The following is a 21,101-nucleotide window of genomic DNA, read 5'->3' as shown; positions in this document are numbered from 1 at the left end:
TAATCAAGCGGCTCAGGCCGCTTGATTTGTTTTCGCTGGCCAAACGTGTCCAATCTAAATAAACGGTCAAATAATCAGTTAATTGCAAAAACAAATTGACAAAGTGATGAATTTTTCCAACGAATATACGTCTACAATGAGCAAGTTGCCTTTCAGCGTAAAATAGAAAGGCCATGAGTTTGGGGCTTTGTGCCCACTTTTCTTCTATTAGTCAAAAAATCATGGCAAGTAGTATAAGATAGGGCAATAGATTTGAAATGTCCTGAACGATAGCCATTTGCACTATTCAACAAACTCAATATAACGTGCAAAGATGAGCAATCATAATTAGCCACGGTAGCGTTCAGGCGACAACAACAGTTACACCGGAGTGTTTTTTGAGGAAAGTCAAAGGCAAACTGCAGCCTAAATTACGTCTTTCTGGGGGACAGCGCCTGCTAGAAAGCTTTCTGATCATCGGTATTTTAGCCGCGATATTCATTATGGTGGCCTTGGTAAGCTTTGATCCTGCCGATCCGTCATGGTCACAAACTGCCTGGGAAGGGCCGGTTCAGAATAAAGCGGGTGCGCTAGGGGCATTAGTTGCTGATACCTTCTTTTTTACCCTGGGATCGCTTGCCTATCCGTTGCCTGTCGCGATGGCTTTGGTTGCCTGGATAGTGTTCCGTCGTCGAGATGAGCGTGATTCAATCGATTACATGATTTACGGTACTCGATTATTAGGGCTGCTCCTACTCTTTTTGACCAGCTGTGGCCTGGCGGACTTGAACTTCGATGATATCTGGTATTTCTCGTCAGGTGGGGTGATTGGGGATGTGGTCTCGAACATGGCCTTACCCTTATTTAACCTGCTGGGAGCCACACTGGTACTGATGTTCTTCTGGGCTGTCGGGTTTACGCTTTTTACCGGTATTTCCTGGCTAACGATTGTCGATACCCTTGGCGAAACAACGTTGGGGGCTTTAGCCTGGCTGCTCAATAAAGTCCGGTCAGATAGATCCGAAACCTTGACACCGTTTGCCGCAGAGATCCCTGACGAACAGCAGACAGCATATGCCTCGAAGCTTGTGCCGGAGAAGCAGCCTGATGCACCCGATGCCGATGATGTCTTACTTGCTTCGTTTAGCGAACCTCAAAAAGATGATCGTACTCTTGCTCGCCAGGAGCCGCAGTTTACTGAAACGGAATGGGATGACTCTCCATCGTCACCAAAAATCATCATGCCTGAACGGGCAAAAGCGGCCCAGGTGGCGACGGCTGCGCATGACGTTGAGCCGAATCCAATTTTAGCTCCAGTTGCACCTGCATCGGCACCGAACTCGATGGTGGCTGAGGAGCCAGTTGATGTCATTCCAGTACATGCACAGGCAGCGAAACATCAACCGGCAAGCCCGGAGCCAACTGTTGACGCTGAATCTGCAATGTCTGAGCCGGTAGAAATCACTTCCACGACTCAGGCGAAAGGCCTGACGATTGCAGAGTTGGAGCGAGAGCTGGATAAAGACGAAAACTTTACCGTGTATGTCGAGGAGGCGGAGCTTGTCGCATCTAGCGAGCCGCAAGTTGTTGAGCCGCCGCTGACCGTAGAAGATGTGCCGCTGCATAATCAAGCAGCGGATGCAGTCAGTTCCCCTGTACTTGAGGCAACTGCTGAGCTGAACGATGCTGCGGAGACGCAGCCTATTTTCGAGCCTTCGCCTGCAACTGCAGATATCGTTACTATTCCAGAGCCAGAGCCAGAGCCAGAGCCAGATTCATATTCAGTTCAGATGGGATCGGTAATATCTGAAGCTAGTTCGGCGCGACCTATTGAGCCAGAAGATTCCGACGTTCCGGTATTGGGCGATATTGAAATCGGTGTCCATGACGGCATGTCTGAGCTTGAGCGAGCAGAGCAAGACAGTCCGGAACCGGCAGATACTGTCAGTGACGAGGACGCCTTTTTACAGAAAATTCGAGACGCGCAACAGGCTCAGGCCCATGCTGCAGGATTAGATAATCCGTTTTTGATGAAAAAGGAAGCGGACTTACCGGTACCGACATCACCAATGCCGACATTGGATTTGCTGGCACCGGCCAAGCAAAATGTTGAACCGACTTCGGAAGAAGAACTGAAGCAGACTGCAGCACTGCTGGAAGCTAAATTGGCTGACTATAAAATCAAGGCCAAGGTGGTTGGTATTTACCCTGGTCCGGTTATTACTCGCTACGAGCTTGATCTGGCTCCAGGCGTGAAAGTCAGCCGAATTTTGGGACTCTCAAAAGATTTGGCCCGGGCATTATCAGCGTCGGCGGTGCGGGTGGTGGATGTTATTCCTGGAAAACCTTACATCGGATTGGAACTGCCTAATGTAAACCGTGAAACCGTGTATATGTCAGAAGTGGTTGGCAGTGAGCGGTTCCAAAGCATGAATGCGGCGTTGCCGATAGTGCTGGGCTACGACATTGCCGGTGAGGCCGTAGTAGCCGACCTGAGCAAGATGCCCCACTTGCTGGTGGCTGGTACAACAGGTTCCGGTAAATCAGTCGGTGTTAACGTGATGATTGTCAGCCTGCTTTACAAGTGTAAGCCGGAAGACTGTCGCTTTATTATGATTGACCCGAAAATGCTCGAGCTGTCGATCTACGAAGGTATTCCTCACCTGCTTACCGAGGTGGTTACCGATATGAAAGATGCGGGTAATGCGCTGCGTTGGTGTGTCGGGGAGATGGAACGTCGCTACAAATTGATGGCAGCGGTTGGCGTTCGTAACTTGGCGGGGTATAACGCGAAGTTGGAGGAGGCTGCAGCAGCGGGCCATCCAATTTACGATCCGTTATGGAAACCGGGTGACAGTATGGACGAGCACCCGCCGTTACTTGAAAAAATGCCAAGTATTGTGGTTATTGTCGATGAGTTTGCCGATTTGATGATGGTCGTGGGTAAGAAAGTCGAAGAACTGATCGCCCGTTTGGCACAAAAGGCACGAGCTGCTGGTATCCACTTGGTGCTGGCAACGCAGCGTCCATCGGTGGATGTTATTACAGGTTTGATCAAGGCCAATATTCCAAGCCGAATGGCCTTTACGGTATCAACCAAAACGGACTCAAGAACGATTCTTGATCAGGGGGGCGCAGAATCATTGCTAGGTATGGGTGATATGCTCTACCTGCCGGCAGGTAAAAATCATCCGGTTCGTGTTCACGGCGCATTTGCCTCCGATGATGATGTCCACAATGTTGTAAACGACTGGAAAGCGCGAGGCAGGCCACAATATATTGATGGTATTTTAAATGCCGATCAGGGTTCAGAAGGTTTACTGCCAGGGGAAGCTCCTGCAGGCGGTGAAGATGACCTCGACCAGTTGTTTGATCAGGTTGCGGCTTTTGTTGCTGAATCTCGCAGGGGGTCGGTATCTGGGGTACAGCGTAAATTTAAGATTGGTTATAACCGCGCTGCTCGTATTGTCGAGCAGCTGGAAGCGCATGGGATCGTGAGTGCGCCAGGTCATAACGGTAACCGTGAAGTGTTGGCACCGCCACCACCGCCACGAGACTAGCTTTTATATTTAATCTACCGCCTGTGGAAACAGGCGGTAGGTGTTGAGTTATTCGAATCTAAAGTCGGGACTGATGGAAAGTATTTTTGGAACCGACTTGTAAGCCATAAGGTTATATAACAATGATTAAAAAAGTAGTAATGAGCCTGCTGGTTGCAGCACCTGTTTTTCTGTCTTCTGTCGCGTGGGCTAATCCTCAGCAGGAGCTAAGTACTCGTTTAAGTAAGGTAAATTCATTTAGTGCCGACTTTCAGCAAAAGGTGATTAGCCCAGAAGGGGACCTGCTGGTGGAAGGCGAAGGAGATGTGGCTATTCAGCGTCCAAACTTGTTTCGCTGGAACACCGTAGTACCAGATGAAAATATTTTGATTTCAGATGGTAAAACGCTTTGGTACTACAGCCCGTTTATCGAGCAGGTTACCGCGATGTGGCTAAACGATGCTACAGAGCAAACGCCGTTTGTCCTGCTGACACGCAATAGCGCTACAGACTGGGCGAAGTACAATGTGGCTCAGACTGCCGATACCTTTACCCTTACTCCGAAAGACAGCACGTCTTCCATGGGCAAGTTTGTTGTCACTGTGGCGAAAAGTGGTGTGGTGCGTGGTTTCACTGTCGTCGAGCAGGACGGTCAGCGTAGTAACTTTACTTTTAGCAAATTCAGCGGCAAAGCGCAGGCTGGTGATCTGTTTAAGTTTACGCCACCGAAAGGTGTTGAGCTGGACGATCAGCGAAACTAAGGGTGTTGCTAGAACCTAGAACCTAGAACCTAGAACCTAGAACCTAGAACCTAGAACCTAGAACCTAGAACCTAGAACTTAGAACCTAGAACCTAGAATTTATTTAAAATAGGTGGTACTTAGTACCGCCTTTTTCTGTATTAATACCAAGCTGAGCAATTATCTGGCCTATCCGCGAAATTGAAAAGGCTCAGAGACAAGGCGCTTGATTGTAGGTGTATTCATATCCATCAAAATCAAGCAACGCAGTAGCTGAGCCTTGGCAATTCGCCCTTCTGGAGCGAGCCAGCCGCTCGATATCTGCCCCAAATCGCTTTGATGTAGAACCACTATATCTTCATCAATTTGTGTGGCTCTCAAACGGCTGGTATCGCTCGGATTGGATCCGATAATTGTTCAGTTTGGTATAAGGAGCGGTTATTTTGAATAACTTTAGCCTCGATTTTTCTTCTGACTTCCGCCCGCTAGCGGCGAGAATGCGACCACGAACTGTTGATGAGTACGTAGGACAGCAGCATATTCTTGGCCCGGGAAAGCCATTGCGACGAGCGCTCGAAGCCGGGCACCTTCATTCGATGATCCTATGGGGGCCACCGGGTACCGGTAAGACGACATTGGCTGAAGTTGCTGCAAACTACGCCAATGCCGAGGTGGAGCGGGTGTCAGCGGTGACCTCCGGGGTGAAAGATATTCGTGCTGCCATTGATAAAGCCCGTGACAACAAAATGGCGGGGCGGCGAACGATTTTATTTGTTGACGAGGTACATCGCTTCAACAAAAGTCAGCAGGATGCCTTTTTGCCGCATATTGAGGATGGAACTGTTACCTTTATTGGTGCGACAACGGAAAACCCATCGTTTGAGCTTAACAATGCACTGCTGTCCCGTGCCCGGGTCTATAAGCTTAAGTCGCTTGAAAGTAGTGAAATACTTGAAGTGATCGAACAGGCCTTGACCGATCAGTCCCGCGGGGTAACAGAAACCAAGCTTCAGTTTGTCGATGACGTCAAAGAGCGCCTTGCCGACTTGGTGTGTGGTGATGCGCGTATGTCACTGAACTATCTAGAGCAATTGATTGACATGGCGGAAGAGGATGAGCAAGGCCTCAAGCAGATTACCTTACCGTTATTAGCCGAAGTTGCAGGGGAAAAGATTGCCCGGTTCGATAACAAAGGCGATCTCTGGTATGACATGATATCGGCGGTTCATAAGTCTATCCGTGGCTCGAATCCTGATGGCGCTCTGTATTGGTTTGCCCGTATGCTGCAGGCTGGTTGTGATCCGCTTTATGTTGCTCGACGCTTATTGGCAATTGCATCGGAGGATATCGGCAATGCCGATCCGAGAGCCATGCAAGTAGCTATATCGGCATGGGATTGTTTTACCCGGGTGGGCGCTTATGAAGGCGAACGTGCGATAGCTCAGGCAATTGTCTATCTAGCTTGTGCGGCTAAGAGTAATGCGGTCTACACGGCCTTTAATCAGGCAAAGGCCGATGCAATGAACCACCCGGACTATGAAGTACCAAACCACTTACGCAATGCACCAACCAAGTTGATGAAAGATTTGGGCTATGGAGAAGAATATCGGTATGCCCATGATGAGCCGGGCGCGTATGCGGCCGGTGAGAGTTATTTCCCGCCAGAAATGAAAGGAACACGTTACTATCATCCAACAAATCGTGGTTTGGAAACAAAAATTGCCGAAAAGTTGGATTATCTTGCTTCTTTAGATGCAAAAAGCGCATTAAAGCGCTACCAATAATAAGGCTTTTTGGGTATCGTTGAATAATTGGCGTCAGACTTACTGGCGTTTCGTAAACCTAAGATTATTTTGACAAGAATTGTCTAAATAACGTGCATTTCAGAATATTAAGAGCACAGGATTAGCATGCTAGATTCTAAATTACTTCGAACTGAGCTGGATGAAACAGCTGCAAAACTCGCGCGTCGTGGTTTTACCCTTGATGTAGAAAAATTACGCAACCTTGAAGAACAACGTAAGTCCCTTCAAGTTAAGACTGAAGAGCTACAGGCTTTGCGTAACTCGCGATCGAAGTCGATTGGCCAAGCTAAAGCTAAAGGCGATCATGAAGCTGCTGAAAAGATTCTTGCTGAAGTTGCCAACCTTGGCGGCGAACTAGACGAAGCGAAGAAAGCACTGGCCGAGCTGCAAGAAGAGCTTCAGGACATTACGCTTTCCGTGCCTAACCTTCCAGATGACGCTGTTCCAACTGGTAAAGACGAAGACGAGAACGTAGAAATTTCTCGTTGGGGCGAGCCTAAGACTTATGATTTTGAAGTTAAAGATCATGTTGATCTAGGTGAAATTGCTGGCGGTCTTGATTTTGCAAGCGCAGTTAAGATCTCAGGTTCACGCTTTATCGTGATGAAAGGCAAGTTTGCTCGCCTGCACCGTGCGATTGCTCAGTTTATGCTAGACCTTCACACGGATGAGCATGGTTATACAGAAATGTATGTTCCTTACCTAGTGAACAAAGATAGCCTGTTCGGTACTGGCCAGTTACCAAAATTTGGTGAAGACCTATTCCATACCAAGCCTGCTACTGAAGAAGGCGTAGGTATGTCACTGATCCCAACAGCGGAAGTACCAGTGACAAACATGGTTCGCGATACCATTACTGATGAAGCGAATCTTCCTCTGAAGATGACAGCACACACACCATGTTTCCGTTCTGAGGCGGGCTCTTACGGTCGTGATACTCGTGGTCTGATTCGTATGCACCAGTTCGACAAAGTTGAACTAGTACAGATCACTAAGCCTGAAGATTCAATGGCAGCACTAGAAGAGCTAACAGGTCACGCTGAGAAAGTACTTCAGCTGCTAGAACTGCCTTACCGTAAAGTTGTTCTTTGTACTGGCGATATGGGCTTTGGCGCTGCGAAGACATACGATCTTGAAGTTTGGGTTCCTGCTCAGGAGACTTACCGTGAGATTTCGTCTTGTTCAAACATGTGGGATTTCCAGGCGCGCCGTATGCAGGCTCGTTTCCGTCGTAAGGGTGAGAAGAAGCCAGAGCTTGTTCACACACTAAACGGTTCTGGTCTTGCTGTTGGCCGTACAATGGTTGCGATTCTAGAGAACAACCAGGAAGCTGATGGTCGTATCATGATCCCAGAAGTACTACGCAAGTACATGAACGGTGAAACACATATCGGTTAATCTGAAGCAGATATAGCTTTCTTTAGAACAAAAACCCAGCCTTGGCTGGGTTTTTTGTTTTTAGGCTGTTTTGCTCTTGGTTCCCATACGGATGACGTTATTTGGATTTATTGTCAGTTCAGGCAGCCGGATAGGAATATCACTGGCGATATCGTTGAGCATTAAATCAAATAGGTTGAATAGGGTATCGGAGACCTGCAGTGAGAAATGGTACAGCTGTTCTTTGGTTTTGCTATGGTTGGGGCTGTCAAGATTGATACTGTCAAATTGTTCAAACAGCGAAGCAAGCACGGTAGGTGAAACGGGATTGTGGCTACTAATAGCCATTTGACTCAGGCGTCGGCGTAATATCTGGATGTGTAAGTTGAGCTCGCGTTTCATCGCGGTACTGCCAGGCGTAAAGTTATTAATCGAATGCCGAAAGCGACTTAAGCTATCGATAGCGTTAAGTGTTATAGGCCAGGTTGCCTGGTATTGTTTGAAAAGCGGTTCCTTGTCGGCGCTTAGCAAGCTAAGAGTGATGGTATCGTCAATAAGGTAGAGGACATGGCGGATGGCCTTGCCGTGCACCGCTTGGTTGCGCTGCAATGAGTATCGTGGCCATTCGTCAAGCAAGGCGGTGAGACGCTTCATCAAGATCCGGTACATAGGCTTGTGGGTTTGTTCTGCTTGATTAATTAGCGTACGTAACAAGGTCTGGACAGCCAGCGATTCATTTAGTGGCTGGCTCTCTTGAATGTTGGTATAAGAATAGCTCAGCAGCATGTGAGTTTGTCGGCGGTGGAAGCGTAGCAGATGAATTAACTGCCGTAGGCCAATGACTTGATTAAAGCGGCTTTGGAGTAAGGACATGCTTTGTCTTGCACGATAGTTGTAGTAGAAAATGCTAGCAATTAACACAATTAATAGAGATAGAATCAGCATATTTCCTCCTGCACGGATGACGCTTAATGTTCTTAATCCAGCAAGAACTGTACCGTGGGAGATGCTAAGTGAATTGTTATTTTTACCTTTTAAATCAGTGTATTAATGTTTCTCGTTGTCGTTGGTTTACAGGAGGGGAACTATTATGGGGCAGGTTGCATTGAAATGGTGCAAAAAAGGCTCCTTTCGGAGCCTTTAATGAGATCTAACTAGACAATGCTTTTAATCAAAATTGGCGGCTTTTGCTTCAGGGTGCAGATGGACTTCTTCATCCTTCTGGCCTGCAGCGGGATCATTAAAGCGATCCACATCTAGTTCACCTTCAGACTTCGCTACAATACAAGTTACGGCACAGTCACCTGTGATATTGACTGCGGTACGGATCATATCAAGCAGACGGTCAACACCCATAATGATTGCAATACCTTCCACAGGCAGACCTACCTGGTTCAATACCATCGCCAGCATAATCAGACCAACACCCGGAACACCTGCTGTACCTACAGAGGCTAGTGTCGCAGTTACGATTACCGCCATGTAGTCACCCATTGTCAGGTCAATGTTGAATGCCTGAGCAATGAAGGCCGTAGCAACACCTTGCATGATCGCAGTACCATCCATGTTGATGGTAGCACCTAGCGGTACAGTGAAAGATGCAATGCGGTTCTTAACTCCGAGACGTTTGGTTGCCGTTTCCATTGTTACCGGAATGGTTGCATTAGAAGAAGCGGTAGAGAAGGCAAACATGATTGCATCTTCCATCTTCTTCAGGAACGTTTTCGGGCTAAGGCCAGTGAATACTTTTAGCATCGTGGTGTAAACTACTAAACCGTGGATCAACAGAGTACAGCTTAGTACTAGGAAGTAACCTAATAAGTTAAAGATTGCATCCAGGCCAAGACCGGTAAACAGTTTTGCCATTAGGAAGAACACACCGAAAGGGGCAATGTTCATCAGTAGCGCAACCAACTTCATGATCACTTCGTTTAGATCGGCAAAGACAGCGGCAATACGCTCGCCTGGTTTACCAGCGGCACTGATAGCGATACCGAACAGGATAGCAAATACGATGATCTGTAATGTGTTGCCTTGTGCCATTGAATTAATTGGGTTAGTCGGGAACATACCGACGATGACATCACCCAGTGATGGCGCTTCTTTAGCGGCAAAGGTGGTTGCTGCAGACAGATCAGCACCGGCACCTGGCTGGAACAAGTTACCCATGGTTAGTGCAAGGGTAATTGCTAGAGCTGTTGTGGTTAGGTAGAACAGCAGCGTTTTTCCGCCTAGGCGACCCAGTGTGGTGATATCGCTTAGGGTACTGGTACCGCAAACAAGAGAAACAAAGACCAGTGGAACCACTAGCATTTTCAAGCTAGCGATAAAGATGGCACCACCAACGTCAAACAGGCCGTTCACTATGTATTCGTGGACAAATGAGGTTTCGGCAAAAAGGGAGCGAATAGCGAATCCTGTCAAGATGCCCAATACCATACCGAGAATCACTCGACCGGTTAGGGACATTTTTTTCTTTTGTGTTTGCATGAAATGAACACTCCTTATAATTATTCACTCTGTAAATCATTCACCAGAGCGCGGAGCAGATTAACAGCAGATCAGGTGTTAATGCGAAGTAAAATGCTGTTCAAAATTAAAAGGTATGTTTCAGATCACACTTTCTTGGCCAGAATGGTGTTCTGAAAACACTAAATTTAACCAAATATTAACCTAGTGATTGATATTTAATCGTTTTTTATGTTGTTACATCGATAAAAACGAATAACAGTTACGTTTATACCGAGTATAAGCGAACTTTATCATCAGAATAAAAGTAGTCGTTAACATCTGTGTTTGCCGAGAAAATAGTCTGTGGAGTTGATACTGATTAAGTAGGTAATAATTTGGTTAATAGAATCTAGTTGCTGAGCACTCATGGACTGAAGGGAGTAGGTGGCAGAGCGGAGAATGTAGATAGCTAGTATGAATAAAACAGCAGATTTTTAGTCTTAGACGAAAAAAAAGGAGCCGAAGCTCCTTTTTAAAAGTGGTGTAAATTACATCACACGCATACCAGGCTGGGCGCCTTCGTGCGGTTCTAGAATCCAAAGATCCTTGCCACCAGGGCCAGCTGCCAGAATCATACCTTCAGACATACCGAACTTCATTTTGCGTGGCTTAAGGTTAGCAACCATAACGGTGTGTTTGCCAATAAGCTCTTCCGGTGTGTAAGCCGATTTGATCCCTGAGAAGACCTGACGCATTTCGCCGCCGATATCCAACTGGAACTTCAGTAGCTTGTTTGCTTTTGGCACTTCTTCACAAGAAACGATTTTAGCAATACGCATATCAACTTTAGCAAAATCGTCGAATTCGATTTCTGCTTCAATAGGCTCTTCTGCTAGCGGGCCAGCTGGCTTCGCTGCAGCTTCCGCCGCCGCTTTTTCTGCTGCAGCATCTTCTTTAGAAGAATCTACCATCGCTTCAACATGCTTAGGATCGATACGGTTGAACAGCGCCTTGAACTTAGTCACTTCGTGGCCAGTTAGCGGTTGTGCAATGCCTTCCCAAGTCAGGGTTTCGTTTAAGAAACCTTCTGTACGCTCAGCAAGCTGAGGCATAACAGGTTTCAGGTAAGTCATTAGAACGCGGAACAGGTTGATACCGACAGAACAGATTTCCTGTAGCTCCTGATCTTTACCTTCTTGCTTCGCAACAACCCAAGGGGCTTTCTCGTCAACGTACTGGTTTGCTTTGTCAGCAAGGGCCGTAATTTCACGGATGGCACGGCTGTACTCACGGTTCTCGTAAAGTTCAGCAATGCGATCTGAAGCTGCAACAAACTCTGCATATAGCTCAGGCTCTGCGAAGTTGTCTGCTAGCTTGCCTTCGAAACGCTTGGCGATAAAGCCTGCATTGCGTGATGCCAGGTTGACAATCTTGTTTACCACGTCGCTGTTTACGCGCTGGGTGAAGTCTTCAAGATTAAGATCTAAGTCATCAATGCGGTTGTTCAGCTTCGCCGCGTAGTAGTAACGCAGACACTCAGGATCTAGGTGCTGAAGGTAAGTACCAGCTTTAATAAAGGTACCCTTAGACTTAGACATCTTCGCGCCGTTTACTGTAACGTAGCCGTGCACGAATACATTGTTAGGCTTACGTAGGCCGGCACCGTCAAGCATTGCAGGCCAGAACAGGCTGTGGAAGTAGACAATGTCTTTGCCGATGAAGTGGTAAAGCTCAGTTGAGCTATCTTTGTTCCAGAACTCATCAAAGTCTAGATCGTCACGCTTGTCACAAAGGTTCTTGAACGAGCCCATGTAGCCGATAGGCGCATCAAGCCATACGTAGAAGTATTTGCCTTTTTCGCCTGGGATCTCGAAGCCAAAGTATGGCGCATCACGCGAGATGTCCCACTGCTGTAGGCCAGACTCGAACCATTCCTGCATTTTGTTTGCAGTTTCGTCCTGAAGCGCGCCTGATGTGGTCCATTCTTTTAGCATGCCTTCGAACTGAGGCAGGTCGAAGAAGAAGTGCTCGGAATCTTTCATCACTGGTGTTGCACCAGAAACCGCAGATTTAGGATCGATCAGATCTGTCGGGCTGTAGGTTTCGCCACAGTTATCACAGTTATCACCGTATTGATCGTCTGCTTTACATTTCGGGCAGGTACCTTTTACGAAACGATCTGGCAGGAACATCTCTTTCTCAGGGTCGAATAGCTGAGAAATTGTGCGGCTAGTGATAAAGCCTTTGTCTTTTAGCTGGGTATAGACGAACGATGCAAGCTCACGGTTCTCGTCAGAGTGTGTGCTGTGGTAGTTGTCAAAGCTAATGTCGAAGCCAGCAAAGTCAGCTTGGTGCTCTTTGCTCACTTCGGCAATCATCTGCTCAGGTTCCATACCCATCTGCTGGGCCTTAAGCATGATTGGAGTACCGTGTGCATCATCTGCACAGATGAAATGAACTTCGTTGCCGCGAAGGCGCTGGTAGCGCACCCAGATATCCGCTTGCACATGCTCAAGCATGTGACCCAAGTGGATAGAACCGTTAGCGTACGGTAGGGCGCAGGTCACCAGAATTTTTCTTGGATTTGCAGCCATAATTACTTATTTCGCTCATGATGGGTAATAAAAACGTAGCCTTAAATAGTACCTGATGGACGGCGTATTGCCTAGGATGATCTGTTGATTATCAGAGTAAATGGGGGCGATAAATAGGCAATGGTGATAGGATGAAGTAGAAGAACAAAAATGGAGCGCTAAAAACTATGAGTAGTGACTCAATCACCCGTTTTGAAAGCGTGGCGGATATTACCCGTTGGCTTAATCAGTTTGAACATCCGTGGCTTCATGCCGACTGGGCTGACACGCCCAATATTGTATCGGTATCAGCCGACGGCAAGATTTCAATCACTCTACCTTTTGCTGCCTCTACGGTGGTTGAATTGCTTGAGCAGTGGGTGATCACCCAGCAGCAACTTCATCATATTCCTAGTGACGTCTCATTTTCTGTCACTACCCGGGTCGCCCCGTTAGCAAGTGGAGACAAGCAACCGCTCAAGGGCGTGAAAAATATTATCGTGGTCAGCTCAGCCAAGGGGGGCGTTGGTAAATCGACGACGTCAGTTAACCTTGCACTCGGCTTGCAGGCACAGGGTGCCAAAGTGGGACTACTGGATGCTGATATCTATGGCCCTTCGGTTCCCATGATGTTGGGGACTGTTGACGAGAAACCGCAATCTCCTGACGGCAAGATGATGATGCCGATTGAGTCGTGTGGGCTGTATACCAACTCGGTGGGTTATTTGGTGCCGGCCGAGAGCGCTACCATCTGGCGAGGACCTATGGCTTCCAAGGCGCTGTCGCAGATTATCAATGAGACATGGTGGCCGGGCTTGGACTACCTCGTGATTGATATGCCGCCGGGTACCGGTGATATTCAGTTGACGCTGGCCCAGCAGATCCCGGTAACAGGCGCAGTGGTGGTAACCACGCCACAGGATTTGGCTTTGGCGGACGCGATTAAAGGCGTCAGCATGTTTAATAAGGTTGATGTCTCTGTGATCGGTGTTGTGGAAAACATGAGCTATCATATCTGCAGCAACTGCGGCCATCACGAGCCGATTTTTGGTACTGGCGGTGCCGAGCGAATGTCACAGGAATATGCGGTTCCGTTGTTGGCGCAATTGCCACTGCATATCAAAATCCGCGAGGATATTGATAACGGTAAGCCGACGGTAGCGTCAGATCCAGAGTCTGAACAGGCACAGGCATATATCGAATTGGCGGGTTCGGTGGCGAGTCGACTCTACTGGCAGGGCACGCCAGTCGCCGAGCAGATTACTATTCGTACAATGTAAGCCTTTATTTGTGAAAATTATGAAGGCATTACAACCAAAAGTGTCAGATGTCGCATTTTTGCTGGCATCTGGCCACGCAAATCCCTATAATCAAGCGGTTTAATTATACCTATTCGCACAACTCTCTGATCAAATATAGAATGACAGATAGTTGTTTTAAAAAGTATTTCCACCTCGCTACGTTGTCTTACAGGTGCTTTCTGATATGTCTGAAAACTCACACCAATGCGTAATTATCGGTATCGCAGGCGCTTCTGCGTCCGGTAAAAGTCTGATTGCCAGTACAGTTTATAAAGAGCTAAAAGAAAAAGTCGGCGATCATCAGATCGGTGTTATCACGGAAGATTGTTACTATAACGATCAAAGTCACCTGACCATGGATGAGCGGGTCAAAACCAATTATGACCACCCGAATGCGCTTGATCATGATTTGCTTTGTGATCACCTGCAGATGCTGGTTGAAGGTAAAACGGTAGAAGTACCGCAATATAGCTACAGCGAGCACACTCGCATGGTAGAAACGACGCCGATGACACCGAAAAAGGTGATCATTCTGGAAGGTATCTTGCTGCTGACAGATCCTCGTCTACGCGAAATCATGCATGCGAGTGTTTTCATGGATACGCCACTAGATATTTGTCTGCTACGTCGTCTGCAGCGTGATGTTGCTGAACGTGACCGTACCATGGAATCTGTTCTGGAGCAGTACCAGAAAACAGTTCGCCCAATGTTCATGCAGTTCATCGAGCCGTCAAAACAATACGCGGATATCATCGTTCCTCGTGGTGGTAAGAACCGTATTGCGATTGACGTGCTGAAAGCACACATTGCTAGACTGCTGAAGTCATAAGCATTCTGATTCTTAAGGCTGACGTTGTCAGCCTTAATTTTATATTGTGATATTTGATGGGCAGCCTTAACGGCTGCCCATTTTTTTGCTTTAATCAAATAACATCACATTAAAAATTAAAAACTTATAGATCTATTCGCTGTCATAATGGAGTCGAGCCCTGATGATGAAGGTGGCTCTGATCCCAATTTAATGTGGACGGATAACACGAGGACACGATGAAAAAGCTTTTGTATGTCGTTCTGGCGATTGTGCTGGTTGTGGTAATCGGAGTGAGTGCTTTGCTAGCGCTGGTTGACCCGAACCAGTTTAAGCCGCTCCTATCTGAACAAGTCAAGAAAGCCACCGGACGTGATTTAGTGATTAACGGAGATATTGGCTGGCGCTTCTTTCCGAGTATTGGCTTTACGCTTGGCCAGACAGAATTTCGTAACCCTGACGGTTTCTCCGAGCCTAACTTGGTGCAATTGGAAAGTGCCGAGCTTTCCGTATCGGTAATGCCTTTGTTTTCTCGTCATCTCGAAATTGGCAATATCAGCCTGCATGATGGCCGCGTGTTTATCCAGACCCGCAAAGATGGCGTAAGCAACCTTGACGGACTTGGGCAGCAAGGTGCTCCAGAGCAAGAAGTGGAATCCTCTGGGGGGGAGCAATTACCCGTACAGGCAGAGCCTGAGTCACAGGCTGGAGAGGTTGCCGAACCGTGGACAATCAGTCTGGAGGGCATCGAGCTTGTTAATGCCAGCGCTGAGATCCGTGACGATAAGGCGGGCACTTTCACACAGATCAGTGCCTTGAACTTTACTTTGAGCCAGTTTGCTCCAGGCGAGTGGGCGAAGGTTGATTTTGATGTCATGGGTAAAAACGGTGAACTAGCCTTCTCGGCGAAGGGGGCAAGTGAGTTGTTTATTGTACCTGAGATGAATAATGCCGAGCTCAAGAACATTCAATTATCGGCATCTGCCAAAGACGCAGTGAATGATATTCAGTCTCTGAGCCTAAACGTCGATAAGTTCAAAGCCGGTGATTGGTCAACCGTGGTATTTACTGCCCAAGGGAAGGTGCCGGATCTCGCCTTTGATGCCAAAGGGGAGACTCGCCTGCAGTTGAACGAAGCTTTTGATTTGGTGAAGCTGCAGAAGTTGACGATGCAATCTGCTCTTAAAGGCGCAGCTTTGCCACGCCCTGACATGACTGTGAAATTTAATGCCGACGCTGAATATGATGTGAAAAAGGGAATGGCGACACTGAGTCAGTTCCAGACTGACATCGATGAAATTAGCCTCGATGGCAATGCGTCGTTTAAGAGTGCCGATATTCCGGTGATCCGTTTTGCTGTAAATAGCGACAGTATTGATCTTGACGCATTCCTAGGATTGGGTAACAAGGAGGAGCCAGCGGTTGAGCCTTCTGACACCTCTTCAACGTCTACTGGTAAGCCTTATTCGGCGTCTGAGCCTGCCATGAGTAAAGACGTCGAACCGGATCTCTCGGCTCTGAAGACTTTGGATGTTGCCGGTACGATGAAATTGGGCAAGCTGAAAGCCGCCAATGCCAAGCTAGCCAATGTGCTGGTGGATGTCAAAGTTGCAAAAGGGATACTGACACTGAAACATTTTGATGCGGACCTTTATCAAGGCCACATCAAAACGCAAGCAACATTAAATGCCAATGGCAAGCTGCCTACCTATAAAGTGTCCAAGCAGATCCGTGGTGTGCAGGTTCAGCCAATGCTGGTTGATGTGATTGATAATGACGTCTTGGCGGGCAAAGGGGATATTACAGTCAAGCTTTCAGGCTCTGGTCTGGCAGAGCAGCGTATCCGTAAAAATGTTGCCGGTACAGTTGATATTAATTTTGCCGACGGCGCGGTATACGGTGTGAACGTGCCTGAGATGATCCGTGAGGCCAGAGCGACGCTCAAAGGCAAGAAAGCAGAGTATGTAAAAGAAGAGAAAAAGACAGACTTCTCGGCGATGACGGCGACGTTCAAACTGGGCTCGGGCAAGGCATCAACCAATAATCTGGATGTTGATTCTCCTTTGCTACGTATTGCCGGCGAAGGCCAGACGAACCTTGTGAGCGAGGTTATCGATTTCACCGTGAACACGTCAGTTGTTGCAACCAGCAAAGGCCAGGGTGGAAAACAGATCGATGAAGTGGCAGATTTAACGGTACCCATTGACGTAAAAGGCAATTGGACCGAGCCGAAGTTTTCCTTAAATTTAGCGGCGTTATTAAAGCAGAACAACGAGCTAGAGAAGAAAGCGCACAAGGAAGTTGAGCGCGGGCTTGAAAAGCTGCTTGGTGACAAAGCCAAAGACGACGATATCAAGAAAGCGGCTGATAAATTACTGAAAGGGCTGTTTAACTAGTTGTCCGGTTTCAGAACTTAAAAGGCTTGCCATTGCGGCAAGCCTTTTTTTTGCGTCATTATCACAACTGTTGTGATGGCTCACCATTAGGCGGCTGATTTGCTCTTTTTCTTGTTCGATTTTTGTGACTCCAGCGTGTCCTGAAATGCTTTTAATAAATCGACAGCTGACAACATTCCTACCAGTTCTCCGGTTTTATCCAACACAGGAGCTGCGCCCACATGGTAGTCCAGAATTGTTCCGACTGCTTTGGTTAGGGTGTCATGGGTACGAACGTGAATGATATCTCTGATCATGACATCGCCGATATGCATATCATCGGTCAGGTCATATTCGTGGCCGATGTCTGGTGATTCGTCTACCCAGCCTGGCCGCCGCAGCTCACGGTCGCTTACGATGCCTACTAGCTCGCCCTCTGCATTGGTCACGGGTAAATGGCGGATGGCTTCATCGCGCATTAAAAAGAATGCTTCACGCAGGCCAGCTTCTGGCTGGATGGTGATGACTTTGCGTGTCATGTATTCAGAAACTTTTGTTGGCATATACATCTTCCCTTTGTCAGAGTGAATTGATGTTGCCTGATTTAAAGTAGCGAATTCACTATCGCTGAACTGAGACCAAGCCCATACTTTTACTTTTGTTTACTTTACATAAGGTGGGCTTTTTGTCCTTTCGGGGCATAACTTTGATAGAGTGTGCCGAATCAGCCGAGGATAATGGCCAGAAAATAAAACAGATAATACCAACTTGGATAAGTAGATTCGATATTCATGTAGATTGGTATAACTGGCCAAAAAAGGAGAAAACGTTGGATTCAGTTACTCAGGCCGCATTAGGTGCCGCCGTTGCAGGACTTGTCGCAGGTAAAAAATGTTCGCCCAAAGTATTGTTGGCTGGGGCCGCACTTGGCACCTTGCCCGATCTGGATGTATTGCTAAGCTATGGTGATCCTGTCTCCGATATGGTGAAACACAGGGGCTTCAGTCATTCATTATTCGTATTACTGCCTTTTTCGTTGCTGCTCGCATGGGGATGGCAAAAATGGCGAACAACACCATTTGGCTTTGCCCAGTTATGGCTGTTAGTGGCCGCATGTCTTATCACGCATCCTTTGCTTGATGCGTTTACTTCTTATGGAACCCAGTTGTTTTGGCCTTTCCCGGTTAGTGTGGCTGTGTCCAGCATCTTTATTATTGATCCGCTTTATACGATTCCTCTGTTGGTGATGATTGTCGCCAGTTTGTTATGGCGGGATCGTATGGCGAAACTTTGCGGGATCGGATTGGCGGTTTCGAGTTTGTATCTGCTTTGGTCTGTGATTGCTCTCAATATGGTTGAAAATCGCGTACATGACCAGTTGGCAGATACGGATCTAGCTGAGCGGCCTGTATTTATTACCCCTACACCAGTCAACACCGTACTATGGCGAGTCGTTGTCTTAGATGGCGATACTTATTGGGAAGGATTAACCTCGCTGCTTGATGACGAGCCGACTATTGATTTTATAGCTCACGAGCGCGGGCAGTGGATGTTGGATGAAAAGCCGCAACACCTAGTGATGCTGGAGGAGTTTACGCGTCATTTTGTTAAATATGAGCAGGTTGGCAATAACTTAACCGCGACGGACTTGCGTTTGGGAGTTGTCGATTATTTACCGTTCCAGTTTGTGTTCGCTAACCAAATCGGCGGGGGAGAGTGGGCCTCGGTGCTTCCTGTTCAGTTGGAAAGTCCTAATGTAAGGCCGAAGCATCTGCCCGCCCTCTGGCTTCGTCTGCTGGGCAACCAGGATATTGATGCCAATCTCTGCCATGTCAAAGAATGCCCAAAACCCGACGGGAGTGATACTTAACCTGCTGCTTAAGTGAGTTTGACACCGAAATTCAGCCCGGCACTGCTGGGCTGAATTGTTTCAATGCTTGATGGGAAGGGTGAATAAACAGCTAGTAGCACAAAAAAACTGCATTTTAATATGTTGCATAATATTGAATATATGGTGAATATATGCAGTTAAACTTGTAGCACATATATCTTTACAGTATGTCGTTTTTAAGGTTGCCTTCACATATCAATGACTGACTAGTTAATAGCTGTTTTATTTTGATTTTCATCAAAAGCAAAGCGTAATGCTGCTGGCAGTCTACCCCTAAAGTATTGGTGATCTCATAGTGAGATCTGCATTTTTCGATATAGGGAGATAACGAGTATGCTGTATTTGGAATTCTTATTCCTTCTTCTCGTGTTGTATGCGGGCAGCCGCTTTGGTGGTATTGGTTTAGGTGTGGTATCGGGGCTTGGCTTGCTGGTTGAAGTCTTCATTTTCCGGATGCCGCCAACATCACCGCCGATTACTGTGATGTTGATTATTCTTGCGGTAGTAACCTGTGCATCGATTCTTGAGGCTGCGGGTGGCTTGAAATACATGCTGCAAGTTGCTGAGCGAATTCTTCGTAGTAACCCTAAACGTGTGACTATCTTAGGTCCATTGGTCACGTACACCATGACTTTCATGTTGGGTACCGGCCATGCGGTGTACTCGATCATGCCAATCATCGGTGATGTCGCACTGAAAAATGGTATTCGACCAGAGCGTCCGATGGCCGCTTCTTCAGTCGCTTCTCAGTTGGCAATTACGGCTAGTCCGATTTCGGCGGCGGTTGTGTATTACCTGGCGCAGATTTCAGGTATGCAAGACAGCGTTCACCTACTAACGATTCTGATGGTAACAGTACCGTCTACGTTGATTGGTACACTGCTGCTATCACTATACAGTCTGCGCCGTGGTGCCGATCTGAGCGAGGATCTTGAGTATCAGCGACGCCTGAGAGATCCGCTATGGCGCGATAAGATTCTACACACCACTTCGACTTCGTTGGATGAAAAGCTACCGGCTTCTGCAAAGCATGCGGTAATGCTGTTTATTCTTGCACTGGCCTCAATTGTTGTTGTAGCGATGGTGCCTGAAATCCGTACGATTGGCGATGCCAAGCCGATTAAAATGTCTGTGATTATCCAGATGATGATGCTGGCATTTGGTGGTCTGATCTTACTGGTAACTCGTACCAATGTTCAGAAAGTGCCCGAAGGTGTTGTGTTCAAGTCCGGAATGGTAGCCGCAATTGCTATCTTTGGTATTGCGTGGATGAGTGACACTTACTTCCAGTATGCGATGCCTTCATTTAAATCGGGTATCACCGAAATGGTTCAGGGTTACCCGTGGACCTTTGCATTGGCACTGTTCATTGTTTCTGTGGTGGTTAACAGTCAGGCTGCGACAGCACGTATGATGTTACCGGTTGGCTTGGCAATGGGGCTAAACCCAGCCTTGCTCATTGGTCTGATGCCGGCAACTTATGGTTACTTCTTCATTCCTAACTATCCATCAGATATTGCAACTTGTAATTTTGATGTCACGGGAACGACGAAAATTGGTAAATGGTATTTTAACCACAGCTTCATGGCACCTGGTCTGATCGGTGTGGTATCTGCTTGTACAATTGGCTATACCATTGCCCAAGTGATTGTATAAAAAAACAGCTTTATTATGCTTCAATGCCAGTCAGTTGATCTGACTGGCATTTTTTATGCTGTCATATACATAGCTTGTATGCCAATTTGCTATAGTGATCTTGTTTCTGCCAAAAAATATTATAAAGTCCATATAACTCAATGTTTTATACTACTCTTAAGAATATAGCTTTAATACTTTTAGCGTATTGATGAGGTAGCTTGTGGGAAAAAAGGTCGACTTCGAAAAACTACGAGAAAAGATGCATGAAAAAGCCTTGGAGCAAGCGTGGAGCTTCTATAAAAAGAAGCACCACAAAACAGTAAAACCTTAAAAAAGGGAGCTGTTAGGAGTATATAGTAAAAAACATGTCTACTCGCGTGTGAGTGAGTGACAACCCTTTACTAGCAATGCTTCTTATGGATATTCAAAGCGTACATACTATGTATAATAGTGTGTACGCTTTTTGTCCCTGAAGGCTTAGCAAGGCGATGGCCTCACTGCGTGAAACCACCACCCTGCCAAAAGGGTGTTTAGGGGAATGATGGTAAAGTAAAATAATAAAGCCACTCCTGACGCTCGCACAGCTCACTACTCGCTAGGCATTTATGATTTTTCTTGACCATC

Annotated in this window: 13 protein-coding genes; 9 read left to right on the top strand and 4 right to left on the bottom strand. The window is 47.1% G+C overall.

All coding sequences use genetic code 11. The features are described 5' to 3' along the window. Positions 1 to 377: 377 nt before the first annotated feature. The 4 genes from MD588_RS22985 to serS all read left to right on the top strand — a co-directional run bounded on the left by MD588_RS22985 (position 378) and on the right by serS (position 7,461). Complete coding sequence (locus tag MD588_RS22985) at positions 378 to 3,539, top strand: DNA translocase FtsK 4TM domain-containing protein (protein ID WP_265700150.1); 3,162 nt, start codon at positions 378 to 380, stop codon at positions 3,537 to 3,539. Positions 3,540 to 3,661: 122 nt separating this feature from the next. Further along, complete coding sequence (lolA, locus tag MD588_RS22980; protein WP_265700149.1) at positions 3,662 to 4,279, top strand: outer membrane lipoprotein chaperone LolA; 618 nt, start codon at positions 3,662 to 3,664, stop codon at positions 4,277 to 4,279. Positions 4,280 to 4,701: 422 nt separating this feature from the next. Beyond that, positions 4,702 to 6,042, top strand: a complete 1,341-nt coding sequence (locus MD588_RS22975) for a replication-associated recombination protein A (RefSeq protein ID WP_265700148.1) — start codon at positions 4,702 to 4,704, stop codon at positions 6,040 to 6,042. A gap of 126 nt (positions 6,043 to 6,168) precedes the next feature. Then, on the top strand, positions 6,169 to 7,461 hold the full coding sequence (serS, locus tag MD588_RS22970; RefSeq protein ID WP_265700147.1) for a serine--tRNA ligase: 1,293 nt from the start codon (positions 6,169 to 6,171) through the stop codon (positions 7,459 to 7,461). A 60-nt stretch (positions 7,462 to 7,521) separates the two neighbouring features. Here serS and MD588_RS22965 read toward each other — a convergent pair whose 3' ends face one another. The 3 genes from MD588_RS22965 to metG all read right to left on the bottom strand — a co-directional run bounded on the left by MD588_RS22965 (position 7,522) and on the right by metG (position 12,485). Beyond that, on the bottom strand, positions 7,522 to 8,385 hold the full coding sequence (locus MD588_RS22965; protein WP_265700146.1) for a hypothetical protein: 864 nt from the start codon (positions 8,383 to 8,385) through the stop codon (positions 7,522 to 7,524). Positions 8,386 to 8,607: 222 nt separating this feature from the next. Continuing rightward, positions 8,608 to 9,930, bottom strand: coding sequence for a dicarboxylate/amino acid:cation symporter (locus tag MD588_RS22960; protein WP_265700145.1), 1,323 nt, complete (start codon positions 9,928 to 9,930; stop codon positions 8,608 to 8,610). Positions 9,931 to 10,439: 509 nt separating this feature from the next. Further along, on the bottom strand, positions 10,440 to 12,485 hold the full coding sequence (gene metG, locus MD588_RS22955) for a methionine--tRNA ligase (protein WP_265700144.1): 2,046 nt from the start codon (positions 12,483 to 12,485) through the stop codon (positions 10,440 to 10,442). Between the two features lie 167 nt (positions 12,486 to 12,652). On the opposite strand from metG, the gene apbC reads away from it, so the two are divergent. The 3 genes from apbC (at position 12,653) to MD588_RS22940 (ending at position 16,969) form a co-directional block, all read left to right on the top strand. Beyond that, positions 12,653 to 13,744: an iron-sulfur cluster carrier protein ApbC gene (gene apbC / locus MD588_RS22950; RefSeq protein ID WP_265700143.1), complete on the top strand. Its 1,092-nt coding sequence runs from the start codon at positions 12,653 to 12,655 to the stop codon at positions 13,742 to 13,744. 205 nt (positions 13,745 to 13,949) lie between these two features. After that, complete coding sequence (udk, locus tag MD588_RS22945; RefSeq protein ID WP_265700142.1) at positions 13,950 to 14,594, top strand: uridine kinase; 645 nt, start codon at positions 13,950 to 13,952, stop codon at positions 14,592 to 14,594. 218 nt (positions 14,595 to 14,812) lie between these two features. Further along, complete coding sequence (locus tag MD588_RS22940) at positions 14,813 to 16,969, top strand: AsmA family protein (protein ID WP_265700141.1); 2,157 nt, start codon at positions 14,813 to 14,815, stop codon at positions 16,967 to 16,969. 86 nt (positions 16,970 to 17,055) lie between these two features. Here the strand turns inward: MD588_RS22940 and MD588_RS22935 are convergent, their stop codons facing one another. Beyond that, positions 17,056 to 17,511: a CBS domain-containing protein gene (locus MD588_RS22935; protein WP_265700140.1), complete on the bottom strand. Its 456-nt coding sequence runs from the start codon at positions 17,509 to 17,511 to the stop codon at positions 17,056 to 17,058. Between the two features lie 266 nt (positions 17,512 to 17,777). On the opposite strand from MD588_RS22935, the gene MD588_RS22930 reads away from it, so the two are divergent. Both MD588_RS22930 and MD588_RS22925 read left to right on the top strand, forming a co-directional pair. Continuing rightward, complete coding sequence (locus tag MD588_RS22930) at positions 17,778 to 18,818, top strand: metal-dependent hydrolase (RefSeq protein ID WP_265700139.1); 1,041 nt, start codon at positions 17,778 to 17,780, stop codon at positions 18,816 to 18,818. 354 nt (positions 18,819 to 19,172) lie between these two features. Further along, positions 19,173 to 20,495: an anaerobic C4-dicarboxylate transporter gene (locus MD588_RS22925; RefSeq protein WP_265700138.1), complete on the top strand. Its 1,323-nt coding sequence runs from the start codon at positions 19,173 to 19,175 to the stop codon at positions 20,493 to 20,495. Positions 20,496 to 21,101 lie beyond the last annotated feature (606 nt).

Source organism: Photobacterium obscurum (assembly GCF_026191635.1).
Lineage (GTDB): Bacteria > Pseudomonadota > Gammaproteobacteria > Enterobacterales > Vibrionaceae > Photobacterium > Photobacterium obscurum.
Note: the sequence above shows the minus strand (reverse complement) of the source record. Positions and strands in the feature narration are given on the sequence as shown.

Coding starts and splice junctions, on each gene's coding strand:
- lolA (WP_265700149.1), top strand. CDS start 3,662: ATGATTAAAAAAGTAGTAATGAGCCTGCTGGTTGCAGCACCTGTTTTT.
- MD588_RS22965 (WP_265700146.1), bottom strand. CDS start 8,385: ATGCTGATTCTATCTCTATTAATTGTGTTAATTGCTAGCATTTTCTAC.
- serS (WP_265700147.1), top strand. CDS start 6,169: ATGCTAGATTCTAAATTACTTCGAACTGAGCTGGATGAAACAGCTGCA.
- MD588_RS22925 (WP_265700138.1), top strand. CDS start 19,173: ATGCTGTATTTGGAATTCTTATTCCTTCTTCTCGTGTTGTATGCGGGC.
- MD588_RS22940 (WP_265700141.1), top strand. CDS start 14,813: ATGAAAAAGCTTTTGTATGTCGTTCTGGCGATTGTGCTGGTTGTGGTA.
- MD588_RS22935 (WP_265700140.1), bottom strand. CDS start 17,511: ATGCCAACAAAAGTTTCTGAATACATGACACGCAAAGTCATCACCATC.
- metG (WP_265700144.1), bottom strand. CDS start 12,485: ATGGCTGCAAATCCAAGAAAAATTCTGGTGACCTGCGCCCTACCGTAC.
- udk (WP_265700142.1), top strand. CDS start 13,950: ATGTCTGAAAACTCACACCAATGCGTAATTATCGGTATCGCAGGCGCT.
- MD588_RS22960 (WP_265700145.1), bottom strand. CDS start 9,930: ATGCAAACACAAAAGAAAAAAATGTCCCTAACCGGTCGAGTGATTCTC.
- apbC (WP_265700143.1), top strand. CDS start 12,653: ATGAGTAGTGACTCAATCACCCGTTTTGAAAGCGTGGCGGATATTACC.